Annotated in this window: 11 protein-coding genes and 1 tRNA gene; 2 read left to right on the top strand and 10 right to left on the bottom strand. The window is 62.6% G+C overall.

What is annotated here, in order from left to right; translation table 11 throughout:
• On the top strand, positions 1–336 hold the full coding sequence (locus CEJ45_RS25110) for a hypothetical protein (RefSeq protein ID WP_241517305.1): 336 nt from the start codon (positions 1–3) through the stop codon (positions 334–336).
• Between the two features lie 71 nt (positions 337–407).
• Complete coding sequence (locus tag CEJ45_RS08305) at positions 408–1,280, top strand: tyrosine-type recombinase/integrase (RefSeq protein ID WP_241517304.1); 873 nt, start codon at positions 408–410, stop codon at positions 1,278–1,280.
• A 23-nt stretch (positions 1,281–1,303) separates the two neighbouring features.
• Here the strand turns inward: CEJ45_RS08305 and CEJ45_RS08300 are convergent.
• The 10 genes from CEJ45_RS08300 to CEJ45_RS08255 all read right to left on the bottom strand — a co-directional run bounded on the left by CEJ45_RS08300 (position 1,304) and on the right by CEJ45_RS08255 (position 17,968).
• Positions 1,304–1,382: transfer RNA gene (locus CEJ45_RS08300), tRNA-Ile, on the bottom strand.
• Between the two features lie 57 nt (positions 1,383–1,439).
• Positions 1,440–3,992, bottom strand: a complete 2,553-nt coding sequence (rpoD, locus tag CEJ45_RS08295; RefSeq protein ID WP_088754681.1) for an RNA polymerase sigma factor RpoD — start codon at positions 3,990–3,992, stop codon at positions 1,440–1,442.
• A gap of 510 nt (positions 3,993–4,502) precedes the next feature.
• Positions 4,503–6,299, bottom strand: coding sequence for a DNA primase (gene dnaG, locus CEJ45_RS08290; protein WP_088754680.1), 1,797 nt, complete (start codon positions 6,297–6,299; stop codon positions 4,503–4,505).
• 39 nt (positions 6,300–6,338) lie between these two features.
• Positions 6,339–6,785, bottom strand: coding sequence for a GatB/YqeY domain-containing protein (locus CEJ45_RS08285; RefSeq protein ID WP_088754679.1), 447 nt, complete (start codon positions 6,783–6,785; stop codon positions 6,339–6,341).
• A gap of 296 nt (positions 6,786–7,081) precedes the next feature.
• Positions 7,082–7,294: a 30S ribosomal protein S21 gene (rpsU, locus tag CEJ45_RS08280; RefSeq protein WP_006462949.1), complete on the bottom strand. Its 213-nt coding sequence runs from the start codon at positions 7,292–7,294 to the stop codon at positions 7,082–7,084.
• Positions 7,295–7,506: 212 nt separating this feature from the next.
• On the bottom strand, positions 7,507–8,715 hold the full coding sequence (locus tag CEJ45_RS08275; protein WP_088754678.1) for a BaiN/RdsA family NAD(P)/FAD-dependent oxidoreductase: 1,209 nt from the start codon (positions 8,713–8,715) through the stop codon (positions 7,507–7,509).
• A 268-nt stretch (positions 8,716–8,983) separates the two neighbouring features.
• Positions 8,984–10,213 carry a YbdK family carboxylate-amine ligase gene (locus CEJ45_RS08270; protein ID WP_255475315.1) on the bottom strand — a complete coding sequence of 410 codons (1,230 nt, stop codon included), beginning with the start codon at positions 10,211–10,213 and terminating at the stop codon, positions 8,984–8,986.
• The gene (locus tag CEJ45_RS08265; RefSeq protein ID WP_034331088.1) at positions 10,210–11,418 is read right to left on the bottom strand and encodes a cation:proton antiporter; all 1,209 of its coding nucleotides are present in this window, start codon (positions 11,416–11,418) and stop codon (positions 10,210–10,212) included. The genes CEJ45_RS08270 and CEJ45_RS08265 overlap by 4 nt, the downstream gene beginning before the upstream one ends.
• Before the next feature lie 323 nt (positions 11,419–11,741).
• Positions 11,742–15,212: a UvrD-helicase domain-containing protein gene (locus CEJ45_RS08260; RefSeq protein WP_187697645.1), complete on the bottom strand. Its 3,471-nt coding sequence runs from the start codon at positions 15,210–15,212 to the stop codon at positions 11,742–11,744.
• The gene (locus CEJ45_RS08255) at positions 15,209–17,968 is read right to left on the bottom strand and encodes a PD-(D/E)XK nuclease family protein (RefSeq protein ID WP_088754676.1); all 2,760 of its coding nucleotides are present in this window, start codon (positions 17,966–17,968) and stop codon (positions 15,209–15,211) included. Before CEJ45_RS08255 ends, CEJ45_RS08260 begins: the two co-directional genes overlap by 4 nt.
• Positions 17,969–18,395: the final 427 nt, after the last annotated feature.

Here is an 18,395-nt window from a genome sequence, read left to right as displayed (position 1 = left end):
ATGAACGACGAAACCGCTCTCACGCTGCGCGAGGCAGCGAATCGCCTGAAGCTGTCCTACAGCACGGTCTTCGCCATGCGCGAACACATCGGATTCCGCCTGCCGGGGTCGCGCGTGTGGCGCGTCTGGCCCTCCCGCCTTGCAGAACTCAGCGAGAAACGCAACAATGTGACCCGGCTACCGCTGCGGGTTGCAGGAGAAAACAATTGCCAATCCGCAAAAATCCCTCTTCCGGCATCTGGTGGATTGATATCCGCGCGCCAGGCGTCCCGCGAATTAGACGCTCTTCTGGCACGACGGACAAACAAGCCGCGCAAGAACTCCACGACCGAGTAAAGGCCGACCTGTGGCGTTCCACCAAGCTGGGCGAGGAACCTGATCACACCTTTGACGAAGCCGCACTGGGCATGCTGAAACTAGCGGAAGGCCAGAGCGACTACGAATCAAAGGTGAGGCACGTGCAGTATTGGCGCGCCGCTCTAGGGGCATCGACCCCAATCCGCTCTTTAACCGCCGGCAACATCCTCCAGAAGCTGCCAACGCACACCACGCACAAGCATCGCAAGGCCAAACCCGTATCTGCAGCCACGAAGAATCGATACCTGGCCACCATCAAGCGCATCCTGACGCTGGCCACAGAGTGGGGCTGGATCAGCCGCCCACCGAAACTGAGCAAGTTCCAGGAGCCAGACAAGCGAGTACGCTTCGAATCCAAGCCAGTCATCAAGGCTCTGATCGATGCGATTTCCATTGAGTGGATGCGCGACATTGCGCTTGTGGCGGTGACCACTGGCATGCGCGCGGACGAACTACTTTCTTTGGAGCCGAAGAACGTAGATCTGCCGAACCGCAATGCCTGGGTGATTGCTGAAGAGGCCAAGTCCGGATATGCCCGGGCCGTGCCGCTCAATGCCGACGCGCTTGCAGTGATTGCGCGCCGGCTGAAGACGGCACAACAGTATGTTTTTGAGCGGGCGACGAAGGACGGCAAACCCAGCAGGATCAGCCAGATCGATGACCGCTGTTTCAAGCGAGCATGCGCCACAGCGCAGATCACAGATTTCCGATTTCATGATCTGCGCCACACCTGGGCATCCTGGCACGTGCAGGCCGGCACGCCGCTGCTGGTGCTCAAGGACCTGGGCGGATGGGAGACGTTGGACATGGTGCAGCGCTATGCCCACCTGGCTCCCTCCCACCTGGCGCACCACGCAGAAACGGTCACGTTTTGGTCACAGCAGGAGGCAGAAACAAAAACACCACTCCGAAGAGTGGTGTAAATGCCTGATTTCTCAGTGTTTTTTGGTGGCCCCCCCGTGAGTCGAACACGGCACCAACGGATTATGAGTCCGCTGCTCTAACCAAGCATGAGCTAGGGGGCCAAAAAATCAGCCGGCGATTTTAACATCTCGCCGGCCAATCCTGACTCACCCTTGAGATCAGTTCCCTTCCAGGAAGCTCTTGAGCTTGTCCGAACGCGAAGGATGACGCAGCTTGCGCAATGCCTTGGCTTCGATCTGACGAATACGCTCGCGGGTCACGTCGAACTGCTTGCCCACTTCTTCCAGCGTATGGTCGGTCGACATCTCGATACCGAAACGCATGCGCAGCACCTTCGCTTCGCGCGGGGTCAGGGAATCCAGGATGTCCTTGACCACGTTGCGCATCGAAGCATGCAAGGCCGCATCAGCCGGCGCCAGCGTGTTGTTGTCTTCGATGAAGTCGCCCAGATGGGAATCGTCGTCGTCACCGATCGGCGTTTCCATGGAGATCGGTTCCTTGGCGATCTTCATGATCTTGCGGATCTTGTCTTCCGGCATTTCCATCTTGATCGCCAGGGTCGCGGGATCCGGCTCGGCACCGGTTTCCTGCAGGATCTGACGCGAGATGCGGTTCATCTTGTTGATCGTTTCGATCATGTGCACCGGAATACGGATGGTGCGCGCCTGGTCAGCGATCGAACGGGTGATGGCCTGGCGAATCCACCAGGTCGCATAGGTCGAGAACTTGTAGCCGCGACGATATTCGAACTTGTCCACCGCCTTCATCAGACCGATGTTGCCTTCCTGGATCAGGTCCAGGAACTGCAGGCCACGGTTGGTGTACTTCTTGGCGATCGAGATCACCAGACGCAGGTTGGCCTCGGTCATTTCACGCTTGGCCATGCGCGCCTTCTTCTCGCCGGCGCCCATCTTCTTGTTGATCGCACGCAGGTCAGGCAGCGGCAGTACCACGCGCGCCTGCAGGTCGATCAGCTTCTGCTGCAGTTCCTTGATGGCCGGCACGTTGCGGCTCAGCACGGTGCTGTAGTCATGGTTGGCGGCGACTTCGCCGTCCACCCAGTCCAGGTTCACTTCATTGCCCGGGAACACCTTGATGAAGTGCGCGCGCGGCATGTTGCACTTGTTGACAGCCACGTCCAGGATCTGGCGTTCCACGGTACGCACTTCGTCCACCTGCGCACGCAGGGTGTCGCACAGCTTCTCGACGATCTTGGCGGTGAAGCGGATACCCAGCAGCTCGTTGGAAATGATTTCCTGGGCCTTGACGTAAGGCTTGGAGTTGTAGCCTTCCTTCTCGAAGGCCTTGCGCATGTTCTCGAACTGGGTGCCGATGACGGCGAACTTGCCCAGCGCGTCGCGCTTCAACTGTTCCAGCTGTTCGGCGGAGAAGCCTGCGGCACCAGAGCCACTGCTCTCGTTTTCCTCTTCTTCTTCGTCTTCTTCCTCTTCTTCCTCTTCTTCGTCGTCCTCATCGGAGTCGGAAGAGGCGGCCTCGACCTGCTGTTCGCTCTCGTTGGGGTCGACCAGGCCGTCGACGATTTCGTCGACCTTGATCTCGTCCTTGGAGATGCGGTCAGCCGCGGCCAGGATCTCGGCGATCGTGGTCGGGCAGGCGGAGATGGCCTGGATCATGTCCTTGAGACCGTCTTCGATGCGCTTGGCGATTTCGATTTCGCCTTCGCGGGTCAGCAGTTCGACTGAACCCATTTCACGCATGTACATGCGCACCGGGTCGGTGGTACGGCCGAAATCGGAATCGACGGTCGACAGCGCGGCTTCTGCAGCGGCTTCGGCGTCGTCATCGCTGGCCACGTTGGCCACGTTGTCCGACAGCAGCAGGGTTTCCGCATCAGGAGCGTGCTCGTAGACCGAGATGCCCATGTCGCTGAAGGTACCGATGATGCCTTCGATGGCTTCCGGATCGACGATGTTTTCCGGGAGGTGGTCGTTGATTTCCGAGAAGGTCAGGAAACCACGCTCCTTGCCCAGCTTGATCAGGGTCTTCAGCTTCTGGCGACGGCGCTCCAGCTCTTCTTCGCTGGCTTCGGTGTCGGAAGAGAAGGCGTCCTTCAGCAGGGCCTTTTCCTTGGCCTTGCGATCCTTGGCCTTGGCCTTGTCGGCGGCCTTCAGTTCGGTACGCTCGATGGTGTTCAGTGCTGCAACTTCATCGCTCTCGGGCTGGAATTCCTTGGGCTTGCGGCCACGGCGGCCCGGCACCTTGACGCTCGGCAGCACATAGCCGGACGTGTCGATGGCTGCCAGGGCAGCGGCATCAGTGGTTTGGCTTACGCTCGACGCAGCAGTCGCGCTGACGTCTTTGCCTTCCACCTGTGCGGCTTTGGTGGTCTTGGCGGTCTTGGTTTCGGGTTTCTTGGTGGTCACGGAAGTCTTCGTCGCTTTCACAGAAACCGCTTGTTCGGCGGCTTGAGGTAACTTGTTGGCTGGCGTTGCAGTCGCTTTGGGCGATGCGGCGCGGGCCGGCTTGGCGGCAGTTGTCTGGGCTGCCGTCTTCTTCGGCGTCGCTGCTGCTGCAGTCTTGGCCGTGGGTTTTACGGTGACAGCAGCCTTCGCCGTCCCCTTGACTGGCGATTTGGCGGCTACCGCCTGGGTGGTCTTGGCCGCGGCGGTCGATTTTACCGCCGCTGCCGTCCTGCTGCTCTTTGCCGACGCTGCTGGAGTTTTCGCGGGTTTCTTCATTGCATTTGCCATAGAATCAACTGCCAATTGAGAATTCACTCATTGCGCCAATCAAGTCATGCTAATAATGCAACTCCGGTACCGGTTGCCCGGTAGACTCCGGCTGCACGCGCAACGTTCCTTTTTCCGGCGGGCCATCGATCGCGTGCAGCAGGCAGTCATGCCGCTTGCAATCCGGCAGGCGATACCGCTGTCTGCCGTCCTCCCTCCCGATGCGCCGGGGTGAAGGCATGTCGCCGCAGGGTGGGGGATGCAAGAGCCATCCGGCGGAACTAAAGCCCTATAGTATAGCACAGATGGGGCTCTTTTCCCGGGGATCAAGCCGCGATATTCGGCCATCCGCCAGCGATCCGGTGCGTAAAACACGACAATTTGCAGTGCTTTACCGCGTTTTCCACACCAGGCCGATTCCTGCCTTCCTGCTCCTGCCCACTCTCCAGATCAGGTCACGCAGCACCTCACGCAAGACCCTTTCTGCCGATTCCTTTCCAGGCCTCCGGTTTTCCCCGGAAAAGCCGTCACTCAACCTGCTGCGACTGCACCGCCGGTCTGGCGCTTGAGCCATTCCTTGCGCTGCATCAGCTCGCGGTAGCGATTGCGCTCTTCCTCGGTGCGCAGGTTGGATGCCACCAGCATCTGCATCTCGTCATCGAGTGCACGGATCCTGGCCTGGCGGATGGCACCGGCCATCTCGGCCCGCACCACATCGAATTCGGATTCCGACTCGGCCGCGATTTCCGCGATCATCGAGTCAAACTCGGGCCCGCCCTCGCGCAGGTGCTCGACCAGCGCGGCGAAATTGGCCTGTTCGCCCATGCCCTGGGCCACACCGACCAGGTGCGAGAGCATCTCGGCCTGGTCCGGCGCGATGCGGGCGATGGCTTCCAGCGCGGCGGCATCGAGGTCGGCCGAGAGTTGCGGATGTGCCACCAAGAGCCGCATGATCTGGCGCTCCAGCCCGACCGGGGCGGTGCGCTTGGTGCGGGGCGGGGCGCTGCGTACGCGCGCCACCGGCTTTTCCAGCTCAAACAGCACTTCCAGCTCGGCCGGCGTGGTCTGCGTGGCCTGGGCCACGCTGCGCACGATCTGCAAACGCAAACCGGAGGCCGGCAAGGCCTGCAGCAGCGGCTTGGCGGCAAACTGCGCATGGGCGCGGCCTTCGAGCGTGCGCAAGTCGTTCTCGCCAATGATTTCCTGGAGAAGGAACTGCGACAGCGGCATGGCTTCGCGGATCTGCGCCTCAAAGGCCGGGGCACCCATCTCGCGCACGTAACTGTCAGGGTCATGTTCCTTGGGCAGGAACAGGAACTTGATCGTCTTGTTGTCCGAAGCATGCGGCAGGCAGGCCTCCAGCGCGCGGCGGGCGGCGCGGCGGCCGGCGTTGTCGCCGTCGAAGCTGAAGATGACTTCATCGGTCTGGCGAACCAGCTTCTGCACATGGATGGGGGTGCAGGCCGTTCCCAGCGTGGCCACGGCCTGCGGGAAACCCAGTTGGGCCAGCGCCACCACATCCATGTAGCCCTCGGTCACCAGCACATAACCTGCTTCACGGATCGCCTGGCGCGCTTCGAACAGGCCATACAACTCGCTGCCCTTCTGGAACAGCGGCGTTTCGGGCGAGTTCAGGTACTTCGGTTCGCCGCCATCCATCACCCGGCCGCCAAAGCCGATCACCTGGCCTTTGGTATTGCGGATGGGGAACATGATGCGGCCACGGAAGCGGTCATAACGCTTGCGATGGCCACCGCCCTCTTCGCTCTTGTCGATCACCAGGCCGGACTCGACCAGCACGTCGTTCTCGTAGTCGGGGAAGACCTGGCGCAGGCTGTCCCATTCGTCCGGCGAATAGCCCAGGCCAAAGCGGGCGGCGACTTCGCCGGTCAATCCACGTCCCTTGAGATAGGCAATGGCGGGCTGGGCACTGCGCAACTGGTGACGATAGAAATCGTTGGCACGCGTCATCACGTCCGACAGGGCCATGCTCTTGGCCTGCTTTTCCTGGCGCTGGGCCAGGGGGATGTTGTCTTCGCGCTCCGGCACCACCATGCCCACGTTCTGGGCCAGGTCCTTCACCGCTTCCACGAATCCCATGCCCGAATACTCGATCAGGAAACTGATCGCCGTGCCATGCGCCCCGCAGCCGAAGCAGTGATAGAACTGCTTGGTCGGGCTGACGGTGAAACTGGGGGATTTCTCGTTGTGGAAGGGGCACAGGCCCATGAAATTGGCGCCACCCTTCTTCAGTTGCACATAGCGGCCCACCACGTCAACGATGTCGACGCGGTTGAGCAGGTCCTGGATGAACGACTGGGGAATCACCTGGGCAGCGTGGCAGTAGGCAACGAGGCTAAGGACTGCTTAAGCAGCCAGCGCGGCCTTGACCAGGGCGGACACTGCCGTCATGTCGGCACGTCCGGCCAGCTTGGGCTTCAACACGCCCATGACCTTGCCCATGTCCTGGGGACCGGCGGCGCCCGTGGCGGCAACCGCAGCCTGGACTTCAGCCTTGATCTCGTCATCCGACAGGCTGGCCGGCATGTAGGCGGCCAGCACGGCCAGTTCGGCCTTTTCGACGTCAGCCAGGTCCTGGCGGCCGCCGGCTTCGAACTGCGAGATGGAATCCTTGCGCTGCTTGACCATCTTGTCGATGATGGCCAGCACGTGGGTGTCGGTCAGCTCGACGCGCTCATCGACTTCCTTTTGCTTCATCGCGGCGGTCAAGAGGCGGATGGTGCCCAGCTTGCCCATGTCCTTGGCACGCATGGCGGCCTTCATGTCTTCCGTGATCTGCTCTTTCAAACCCATGGGGTACTCCGAAGATGAGGTGGATGAGTATTCTGCGATCTGGCGCCATCCCGCATCCAGTATTCCGGGCAGCAACAAAGCAGGGCCCGGTCTTGGCATCGTAGAACATGGATGGGCTTATCGCCAGCCCGAATTGGTGCTTTCCTTCCTATCTGGGGCTGCCAACAGGAAAAACCAGGCCAATACCCGCCCGGAGAAAACACCACGACAAATCGGGAATAAATGCGAAAACCCGCTGCGGACCAACACCGGAGCGGGTTTACACATCGGCCGCACGAATGCGCGGCGAGAAATTCTTAGTACAGCTTCTTCGGCAGCTGTTGGCTGCGGATACGCTTGTAGTGACGCTTCACGGCAGCAGCCAGCTTGCGCTTGCGCTCAGCGGTCGGCTTTTCGTAGAACTCGCGTGCGCGCAGTTCGGTCAGCAGACCGGTCTTTTCGATGGTGCGCTTGAAGCGACGCATTGCAACTTCGAACGGCTCGTTCTCTTTAACGCGAATAGTGGTCATGTAAATTCAAACCAGAAAGGTTAGGTTGGATTAGCAAAGAAGGCGATTGTAGCAGTACTGGCACCCGATTGGAAGGCCAAACGTGGCATTTTTTCCACCACCGTGGTAAAAAACGGATAAGAATCAGGCACTTATCACAGTCAAGATGATCCTTCACCTGAAGTCAAGGGCAAATGAAGGAAAAAGTCCAACGCCTGCCCTGCCGGCCGGCCTCACACCGCTGAACCCGCCGCCACGCCTGAGGCCCACGCCCACTGGAAATTGTAGCCCCCAAGCCAGCCGGTCACATCCATGGCCTCGCCGATGAAATGCAGTCCCGGCACCTTGCTGGCCATCATGGTCTGCTGCGACAGCTCGCGCGTATCCACGCCGCCCAGGGTGACCTCGGCCTTGCGATAGCCTTCCGAGCCGCTGGGCAGGATCACCCAGCGATTGAGTGAATCGCCCAGCTTCTTGAGGGACTTGTCGGGCATGTCGGCAATGCGCGCACCGGCATCGAAACCATTGATCTTGAGCCAGCCTTCGGCCAGGCGATTGGGCAGCCATTGCGCCAGCAGATTGCCGAGATTCTTCTTCAGCGCACCCTTGCCCTCGATGAGCGTGTCGGCCACATCCAGTTGCGGCAACAGGTTCAGCGTCAGCGGTGTGCCGGGTTTCCAGAAACTGGAAATCTGCAGGATGGCCGGCCCCGAGAGCCCGCGATGGGTGAACAGCAGGTCTTCCAGGAAGTGCCCGCGCTCCTTCTTCACGCCGGTCTCCACCTCCACTTCCAGCGCAATCCCGGCCAGCTCGGTGAGCGACTGCCAAGCCTTGCCGTCGAAGGTCAACGGCACCAGGCCGGGACGCGTCTCCACCAGCTTCAGGTCGAACTGGCGGGCGATGCGATAGGCAAAGTCGGTGGCGCCGATCTTGGGAATGGAGAGCCCGCCGGTCGCAATCACCAGACTGCTGGCCTGGATCTCGCCAGCACTGGTGGCAATGCGGAACTGCTCTGCGCTCTTGCCAACCTCCTGCACCGTGCAGGGCATGCGCCAGCTGACGTTACCCGCATCGCACTCAGCCTTGAGCATGGCGATGATGTCTTCAGCGGAGTCGTCGCAGAAGAGCTGCCCCTTGTGCTTCTCATGGAAACCGATGCGATGGCGCTTGACCAGCCCGATGAAATCCTGCGGCGTATAGCGCGACAAGGCGCTGCGGCAGAAATGCGGATTCTGCGAGAGATAGTGCTGCGGCCCCGCGCCCACATTGGTGAAATTGCAGCGGCCACCGCCGGAGATGCGGATCTTCTCGGCCAGTTTGCTGGCATGGTCGATGAGCACCACGCGCCGGCCGCGCTGGCCGGCCACGGCCGCGCACATCATGCCGGCCGCACCGGCGCCGATGATGGCCACGTCAAATTGATTGGGGTTGTTCTTGCTCATGCTTCCTCCGGCACGCATCTCGGTGCAGCCCGAGGCCGCTTCAAAGCCGTGATTGTCCGCGATCCCGCCCCGAAAGCACAAGGGCCAGGAAACAACGCCGATGCCATCAGCCGGTCAGCCATAAAGACAAAGGGCCGGCATCTTGCGATACCGGCCCTTCGCCTTCTTCCTCCCATCATTCCGCGCGCTCTGCAAACACGCGGAATGCCAGGTGCCTCAACTTTGGTGCAACTTTATCCTAACCAGCAATTTATATCATTTATATCGTTTACTGGAAGTATGGCGGCGGCTCCACGCCCATCCACAATTCCGAAGACAAGCGCATCATGTCATTGAGCGAACCCCGCTGCGCAAACATCTGGCGCAGCCAGCCGGCGTCGGACAGGCGATCATGCGCGATGCGGCGCAGGCGCGTGAGGGTCTGCTGCTCGGCCTCGTTGGCCACATAGGGCTCCAGCAGCTGCAATTGCTGCAGCAGGTGTTCATAGATGGGCAGCTTGCGCGATTGCGCGGGAGTCGCGCCATGCAGGGCCAACTGGCCATTGAGCCCGAAGCGGCTGGCCTCGAAACGGTTGAACTGGTACAGCAGGTAGAAATCATCGCCCACCACGAAAGGCCGCTCGGTCAGGATCCAGCGCGCCAGCAATTGCGCATAGGCACCCAGGTGCGCGGCATGCTCGATGGTCAGCGGCGTATCGCAGACGCGGATCTCCACGGTGCCGTATTCGGGCTTGGGACGGATATCCCAGTAGAAATCCTTCATGCTGGCGATGATGCCCATCTGGTGCAGCTCATCGTAATAGGTTTCGAACTCGGCCCACTTGGTATGCACCGGTGCCGTGCCCGACAGCGGGAACGCCCGCACCACGTTGCTGCGCGAGGAATCGAACTTGGTGTCCGCGCCCTGGTAAAAGGGCGACGCCGCCGACAGCGCGATGAAATGCGGCACGTAACGCGAGAAGCCATGGGTGAGATACAGCGCATCATCGCCGTTCTCCACACCGATGTGGATGTGCTGCCCGAAGACCGTAAAGGTCTTGGCCAGGTAGCCGTACTTCTCGTGCAAATAATGGAAGCGTTCGCTGGGCGTAATGCGCTGCTCGTTCCAGTGCTGGAAGGGGTGCGCGCCACCGCCGGAGACATCGATGTTGAGGTACTGCGCGCCGCGGTTCAAGGCGCCGCGCAAGCCCTTCAATTCCTCGATCAGTTCATCCACGCGGGTGTGGATGCCGGAGTTCAGCTCGATCATCCCCTGCGTCATTTCCAGCTTGATCTGCTTTTGCAAATCACGCGGCTCGATCCAGTTCAGCAGGTCCACTGCATCGCTGGCCAGGTTGTAGTTGCGGCGGTTCACCAGTTGCAGTTCCAGCTCGATGCCCATGGTAAAGGGCGTGGAGGAACCGAACGGCAGGATGCCGGCGCTCCCCTGCGGACCGGCCACGTGGGCCTGGGTGCCGGGGATATCGTGTTCATTGCGGATCAGTGTCTCGGTATTCATTCGCGTCCACTCTCTCCAGATTTGATCAGGGCAAACTGGGTTGCCACCGGCCCCAGGAATTCCAGGACCACCATGCTGCCCGCCAGCAGCGGCAAGACATTGGCCGTGGTGTGCGGATACAGCGACGACACCGTCTGCATCAGGCCCACGCCGACCTCGGTCATGGGCAGGGTGCCCAGCGTGAGCAGGCCGGCCTGGCGCCAGTTCATGCGGGCAAAGCGGGCAAACAGGAAGACGCCCAGGCCCATGGCCAAAAAGCGCGCGGCGATCAGGATCAAGACCGAGAAGCCCAGAAGACTCAGGTCCGACAGCTTCATCGACGCGCCCACGGTGACGAACAGCATCACCACGAACAACTCATTGGCGACACCAAACTCCAGCTCCATCAGGTCGAACTGGCGATCCAGGTTCTTGGAGAGGATGGCGAAGATCAGCATCGTCAACATCACCGGCAGATGCAGCGCATGCGCCACACCGATGGCCAAAGCGATCACCGAGATCACCAGCACGAACTGCGAGCTGTTCTCGCGGCCCAGCAGGCGCGCCAGCGGCATCATCAGCCAGTAGGTCAGGTAGGCCAGGATGGCCGAGCCCACCAGCGAATACAGGGTGTGCTGGATCAGGGTCCAGACGGGCGTGCCGGCCTCATGCGCGATCACCGGCAAGAGTGCATAGGCTGCCAGTACGGCCACGAAGTTGTTGAGCGCGGTCATGGCCGCCAGGCGGCGCGTGACCTGGCCTTCCGCCTTGAGGTCGCGCAGCACCACCAGCACCACGGCCGGTGCGGTGGCAATGGCCATCACGCCGCCCAGGAGCGCCATCACCGAATCGGTACCGAACCAGGTAAGCGCGATGCTGACGAAACCGAAACACAGCACGGCCGACACGGCCACCGTGATCATCAGCCATTTTTCGCGGCGCAGCCAGCCGATGTCGACGTAGCGTCCCAGCTGATACACCACCAGCGCGACAGCGATATCGGCAAAGATGTTGGTGACCTTGAGGACTTCACCGGAAAGCAGATTGAACCCGCCGGCCCCCAAGAGGAAGCCGACCAGCAGATAACCCGTGATGCGTGGCACCCATGGGGACTTGGAAACTACGTAGCCCGCGATCAGCCCGAAGAGCAGCAGGCCGCCGAATACCAGCAGGGCATTCCATTGCAGCGTCTGTGCGAGGGTGAACGACGGAAGAGCCCACTCCATATCTCCTCCTGTAACGATGTGGTGTTGAACCGCAGTGGCACGCCAACCATTGACGGTGACGTGCAGTTTGCGGATCGCGTGAGCAACATGCCTGGCATGTGCAGCTAGCGCTGCCCGACGAGACCGGGCCCGATTTGGCAAGAAGATTTTTGAAGAAAAAATCCCTCATCAAAAAACCGGAGCACAGAAGATATCACTCTTGCTCTACGCGATGATCTTTTTTTTAACCTACAACGGAAATCTGAATTTCCTGATTTGATATTTATTGAATTTCTGGAAGTTATCCGAAGCGCATTGAGAAGATGAATGTGGTTAGGGGAGCCTCAATGTTCGGTCAGTGTGCCGTCAGCGGTAATCAGAGCAGACCTGATTCGCTTGTCAGAAAAGACTGACACGAGCGCACTGCGATAGCGCGCCAGCTGCGCGGCGTAATCGGCGCGCTCGCTCTCCAGCAGACGGCGCTTGTAATCGATTACCCAGACTTCGTCATCGAACATGACCACGCGATCCAGCCGCATGACACCAGATGGGGCGACGATCTCCATTTCATTGCGCGCCCAGCGATGCAGCGCCGGGTTGAAGAAGCGCTCCAGTTCCGGCTGTGCCAGCACCACGCGTGCCTGCGCATGCACTACCTGCGCCATCTCCGCAGAGATGCCCAGCCAGCGCACCAGGGCCGGTGGCGAGGGCAACTGCAGCGGCCATGCGTTGCCGTGCGTGAGCCGCTCCAGCAGCGCATGCAGGGCCACACCTTCATCGATGGCTTCGGTGCTGACCAGGGTGCCATCGGCATCGACCTCAGGCAGCACGTCCTCCTCCTGCGCCGCGCCGAAGAGCGACATCGGCACCGGCTTGGGATCAAACAGCGCCAGCGAGAATTGCTCCTCGATGGCGGCGGCATCGGCACCGTGAACGGCGTCCTCGCCGATCTCGCGCACCGGCGCATCGCTGGCGAAGAGGCGCTGATACCAGCTGCCTTCCACCACCCCGCCCTCGTCCGCACCGCGCGTGCCGGCCACGCCCGACACCAGCAGCAATTGCTTGGCGCGCGTGACGGCGACGTAGAGCAGGTTCCAGTCTTCCTGCGTCTTCAGGCTTTCCTCTTCCGCGAACAGCGTGTCACGCGCGCAGCCGCGTTCGCTGCGCCGGCCAAAGGCCGAGAAGTGCGTGGGCGCATCCTGGTCCTGCGGCCAGGCGCAGAGGATGCCGAGATTGTCTTCCACCGACTCGCTGTGATTGGCATCGAGGATGGCCACCACCGGCGCTTCCAGGCCCTTGGCGCTGTGCACGGTGAGGATGCGCACCGCGTCGGCACTGGCGTCCACGCTCGCCTCATCGGGGGCATCGCCGCCGGAGGTACGCTGCAGGACGCGCAAGGCATCGATGAATTTGGGCAAGCTCGGATAGCGCCCTGCATCCATGTTCAACGACAGTTCCACGAAGGCCGCAATGTTGCCCAGGGTCTGGCTGCGCGTGAGCGGCGAGGCATGCTGCGCATAGCGCGCCACCAGCTCGCCCTGGTGCAGGATCATGTCCAGCAAGTCATGCACCGGCAGATGCGGTGCCGCCTGCAGCCAGCGTTGCAGCAGGGTCACGGCACGCACCAGGGCGGCAGATGCCGTTCCTTCTTCCTGCATGCCCTGCAGATGCTGCCACCAGTGCCCGCCTTCGGCTTGCGCGACACGGCGTGCGATCTGCACCAGGTCGTCATCGGCCGCGCCGATGATCGGGCTCTTGAGCACATGGGCCAGCGCGCGCGTGTCGTTGGGCGTGATGAGGAACGTCAGCAACGCGATCAGGTCGGCGATTTCCAGCGATTCGAGCAGGCCGCCGCGCTTGTCGGAAATGAAGGGAATCCCTGCGGCGCGCAAGGCGCTCTCGTAAGCGGCCAGGTGCGTGCGCTTGCGGACCAGCAGCATGATGTCGCCCCAGCGCATGGGCCGCGTGCCCCGGGCGTCGGCCACCGGCACTTCGCGACGGGCTTTGAGCAAGGCCTGCGCCAGCGCCTGCCCTTCCAGCAGGCGGCGGGCGTCGTCTTCCTCGCCGCGCGGCGTGGTCAGCGGGTTGCGCCAGGGCATGACGTCCTCGGGCTTTTCGGTAGATTCGGGCGAGGCCGATCCTTCGGCGGTTTCAGGCGCAATGACGTTTTCTGCATCATCGTCCTGCCGCGCCAGCGGAAGCCGCCACACCTCGCCCCCCGCAAGGCCCAGCGTGGTCTGCTGCGCGAACAGCGGATTGCCGCCCATGACGAATGAACGATTCAGTACATCGACCACGGCCGAGGCATTGCGGCGCGTCTGGTTGGCGCGCAGGATGGCGGCACCCTGCACGCGCAGCATCTCGCGCGCGGCCACGAACACGCGCGGCTCGGCGCGGCGGAAGCGATAGATGGATTGCTTGGGGTCGCCCACCACGAAGACGCTGGGCTGGGCCGCATCGCCGCCATAGGCATCGAGCCAGCAGCGCACGATGCACCATTGCAGCGGGTTGGTGTCCTGGAACTCGTCGAGCAGGATGTGCTTGTAGCGCGCATCCAATCGGGTCTGCAGGTAGGCGGCGCTGGCCTCGTTGCGCAGCAGGCGGTAGGCCTGCCATTCGAGGTCGGCGAAGTCCAGCACGCGCTGTTCGGATTTCACCTCCTGATAGCAGGCCAGGTAGGCGCGGCCAGCGGTGAAGAGGGCCCGGTTGAGTTGCAGGACCGCCTTTTCCTTGCTGCGCCCCTGCAGCTTGCGCAGTGCGTTGCCGATGGCATTGAACTCTTCTTCAAACGCCGCCAGGGCAGCTTCCTCGCTGCTGCCGAAGTGCTGCACCAGAGCGGCCAGCAGCGACTTGACCTTGCCGTTCTTGCGCGGCTTGTCCTTGTCATCGAAGAACTGGCTGTAGAGGGCGTCGAAATTCTCCAGCGCAGACCCGGCCGTCAATGCCGATTCGATGGCTACCGCGCGGGTCTTGTTGGCGCTGCCCCCCTGGCCCAGCAGGATCGCCACCTGGCTGGCCCGCGCGACCAGTGCGGGATCGTCCCACAGCGACAGGCGCGCATCGCGCTGCGCATCGGGGCCGCACAGGTCTTCCAGCCAGCGCAGGGGCGAGGACATGTCGGCTGCCTCTTCACCTTGCTCGCCATCGTCTTGCGTGGCAGCCCACCATTCGGCGCGCTTGTCGATGAAGGCATCGAGCAACTGGCGCGCGTTGAAGTCGCCTGCCAGTTCGTACAGTTCCAGCAGAGCCGCCTTGACGGGCGCGCCCTCCGGCTCGCGCAGTGTCTGCATGAAGCGGCGGTAGGCTTCATCGATCAGCTCGCCGTTCTTTTCGGTCAGGGAATAGCCGTGTGGCACCCCGGAGGCCAAAGGTGCAATCTGCAACAAACGTGCGAACCAGCTGTGGAAGGTGTCGATGGACAGGCTCTGTTCAGACGAGAGGATGCGCTCGTAGAGTCCGCGCGCCACCGGCAGCAAGCGGGGCAGGTCGGGCTCGGCCACACCGCGTTCGCGCAGCAGCATCGCCGCCTCGGTATCGTCTGCCAGGGCCAGTTCGTGCAGCAGTTCGAGCAGGCGTTCGCGCATCTCCTGCGCGGCCTTGCGGGTAAAGGTGATGGCCAGCAGCTCCGGTGCCTGCGCTCCGGCCAGCAGCAGGCGCAGCATGCGCGCTACCAGCAGCCAGGTCTTGCCGCTGCCGGCGCAGGCCTCGACCACGACCGAATGACGCGGATCGCAGGCGGCGCGCGTGAAGACAGCGGCCTCGACGGCTTCCCCATTGACCTCGTAGGCCGCGGGTTGCTTGTCGGCCGCGCTCACAGCCAGGCTCCCTTGCGGCACAGGCCGCGCATCTCGCAATACTGGCAGACCGATTCAATGCCGTTGGCCGGCAGGGCCGCGCCGTGGGCGACGGCTTGCATGGTGGTGGTGATCTGTTGCTGGAGCATCTTCTGTTGGCGTGCAAAATCGGGAGCGGCGGCGTCGCCGGTTTTCTTGTCAGGGCCCAGTTCGAGGGCGACGTAGTGCGCGTGTTCCACTGCACCACCGGCCAGCAGGCCATAGAAGGCCAGCTGGTGGTCATCCTCTTCCTTGACCTTCTGCCGGAGGCTGGCGGCGGTACGGGTCTTGTAGTCGAGCACGGCGCGCTCGCCGTCGGCATTGCGGTCGACCCGGTCAAGGCGTCCGAACAACTCGATGCCGCCATCCTGCCATTGCAGGGCGTGTGATTGCGACTCTTCACCGAAGGCGAATTGCCAGCCTTCCGCTTCGCGCTCGTTGGCCCACAGCAGATAGGCCGGCATCACCTTCTGCCAGCGCGCATGGAAAGCCAGCGCGGCCGGATGGCGTTGCATCTCGCGCTGGAACACTTCCTCGGAAAGCTGCGCCAGCAAAGGCGCACGGGCCGGCAGCGGGGTGTCGTTGTCGCGCAGGTGCGCGTGATAGCGATAGAGAATTTCGTGCAGCCAGCTGCCGTAGTCGCGCTTCTCGGGCATGTCCGAGAGCTCATCCATCACCGCCACGCGCAGCATGCGTTGCGCAAAGAACTGATACGGGCAGGCCAGGAAACTGCCGAAGCCGCTGGCCGACAGCGACGCCGGCAAGAGATCCGGCGCGCTCGGCATCGGCATGGAGGAGAGCACCGCACCCAATGATTTCAATGGCGGCGGCAAGCTCACACGTTCCAGGGGCGTGGCGCCCTGCTGCGCCAGCTTCAGTTCAAGGCGCTGGATCCACGGGCTCACGGGATTGGGCTCGCCATCCTGGTGGGTCTGCCAGCACAGCACCACCTCCGGATTCACGCACAGCAATTCGGTGAGGTCGCGCAATTGCTGGCGCTGGCGCGTGGCACGCGTGGCCAGGTTCAGTTCGCGCCGCACGGCATTGGAGAAGAACAGGGTTTCCTGCGGAGGTGAAGGCAAGTGCGCCGCATCCGCACCGATCACCAGCACCGCCTCGAAACGCCGCAGCCGCGCGCCGTTCAGGGGCAGCATCACGACGCGCCGGTCCTTGATGGGCGGCATGAAGGAAGTCGCATCCAGGCGCAAGTTGAGCAGCGCGCGCCATTCCGCAAAACTGAAGGTATCGCCCAGTCCACCCTGCTCGGCGGCGATCTCGTCGAGCATCAGCAGGCATTGCTCGCCCGCGCCATCGGCGCGCAGCGCGCTTTCCATGCCCAGCGCCTGGCACAGGCCGCGCTGCGTCTCGCACCATTGCGCCAGCGTCTTGCGGCCACCGAAGCGCGCGGCCTGTTTGGCCAGCGTGATGATGCAGGCCAGGTCATCAGCCTGCCCCGCTTCGGCAAAGGCCGACTGCAGTGCCTGCCAGTCGCCGGCAATGTTGGTACGGCGCAGCCGGGCTTCGATGCGCATGACGCGGTCGCTGCGGTCGGCATCATCGGGAAAGACGAAGGGCGACTTCAACAGGTCCAGCAGCGCATTGGTTTCACCGCGCGCCGAGACCAGGTCATTCCATGCGGCCAGCGCAGCAGCAGCACGGGTGGTGGAGAGCTTCCAGCCGGTCTCGTCGGCCACGGCCACTTCGGCACGCTCCAGCAAGGCGCGCAGGCGGCGTGCGGTGACGCGATCCTGGGCCACGATGGCGATGTCGGTCTTGCCCTGCTGCAGCCAGCGCAGCACGATCTGTGCGCTTTGTATCGCGGCGTTTTCCAGGTCGCCGGCCGGGCACAGCCGGGGCAGCGCGACGGGGTGTACGGGGGATGCGGCAGCTTGGTCCGCTTCCATCGGCAGGCCTTCATCGTCGCGCACCAGCTCTTCCCAGGCCGACAAATAGAGCGGATGCAGCGGCGCAATCGCCGCACGGCTCCAGTCCAGCGTGACGATGCGCACCGGCTGGCGCTGTGCATAGGCCGACAGGAAGGCCGCATCCAGCGCTTCCGGTTCGGTCGGGCTGACCCACACCAGCGGCAGGCTGGCCTGGTCAGCCAGGGTCAGCATGGCATCAAAGCGTTGCACGATGCGGTCATGGGCATCGAGCTGAGTCTTCCAGACCTGCCATACCAGCGCCGCTTCATCGGAGAGCATGCCGTGCGCCGAAGGTGCGAGCGGCTCCAGCAATTGCGCCAGGGCCTGGGTCCAGCGGCCCACCGCAGCCTCTTCGCCCTCTGCATTGGCGCGGATCTCCGGCAACAGCGCCAGGGTCAGCTCATCGGACAAGGACAAGAGCGTCTGCGCCAGCGGCAGCAGGTCGGCATTGCGGCGGGCGGAAAACATTTTCTTGAGCCAGCCGTGTTCGCGCAGTTGCGCATAGAGCTGCATGAGCCGCTCGCTCTCGGAGGGCGGCACGCTCTCACCCGGCGGCTGCATCGCCAGCAGGCCGGAGAGCGTATTGATGCGCGGGGCGATGTAGGGCCGGCGCAGTTCGCGCGCCAGGGCCGCCTTGAAATTCTGGGCGTGGGAAAACGCCGGCACCATCAATTGCACGCCCGAGAAATCCAGCACGCCGTCCTGTTGCGCCTGCAGCGCCTGACCCAGCGGCTGGTCCTCGCGCAGCAGCGCGCGCACGGCCTGTTGCCAGAAATCGGGAGTGGGCGGGATCGGTACGGTGGCAAGCAGCATGCGTTCTCTGGATTCGGTGAGGGCTGGTGAGGATAGCGCGTATCTGCACGGCCGAGGTGACGGCCGAGGCGGCACAAGAGCGTCAACGGACCGCGCGGTCATTGTATTTTTCTCTTGCTCCGACAGATTTTTTCAATCGCGCCGGGGCAGTCCATGCTGCGCATTGTATGCCAGACAGCGCCCTGCCGGCCCTGCGGGTGCAGCGGGCAAAGCCGCGCCGGTGCTAGCGCAGCGCCGCAATGGCAGGGATGAGGACGGGTGACAACAGGCCACGGACCGCGCGTCCACACTTTCCCTCAAAATGGGTTATGATTGCCCCTGTATCCCGCCGCTTACCTCTGCCGCGCTTCAATTACAACTTGAATCGGCGCGCAACGACTCCACGTAGACCTAGCAACTCCGGAAGCGTTGATGGCTCACGCCAGGC

Origin of the sequence: Herbaspirillum aquaticum, from assembly GCF_002213425.1 — a bacterium.
GTDB classification, from domain to species: domain Bacteria; phylum Pseudomonadota; class Gammaproteobacteria; order Burkholderiales; family Burkholderiaceae_D; genus Herbaspirillum; species Herbaspirillum aquaticum.
This window is presented reverse-complemented; position numbering and strand designations above follow the sequence as displayed.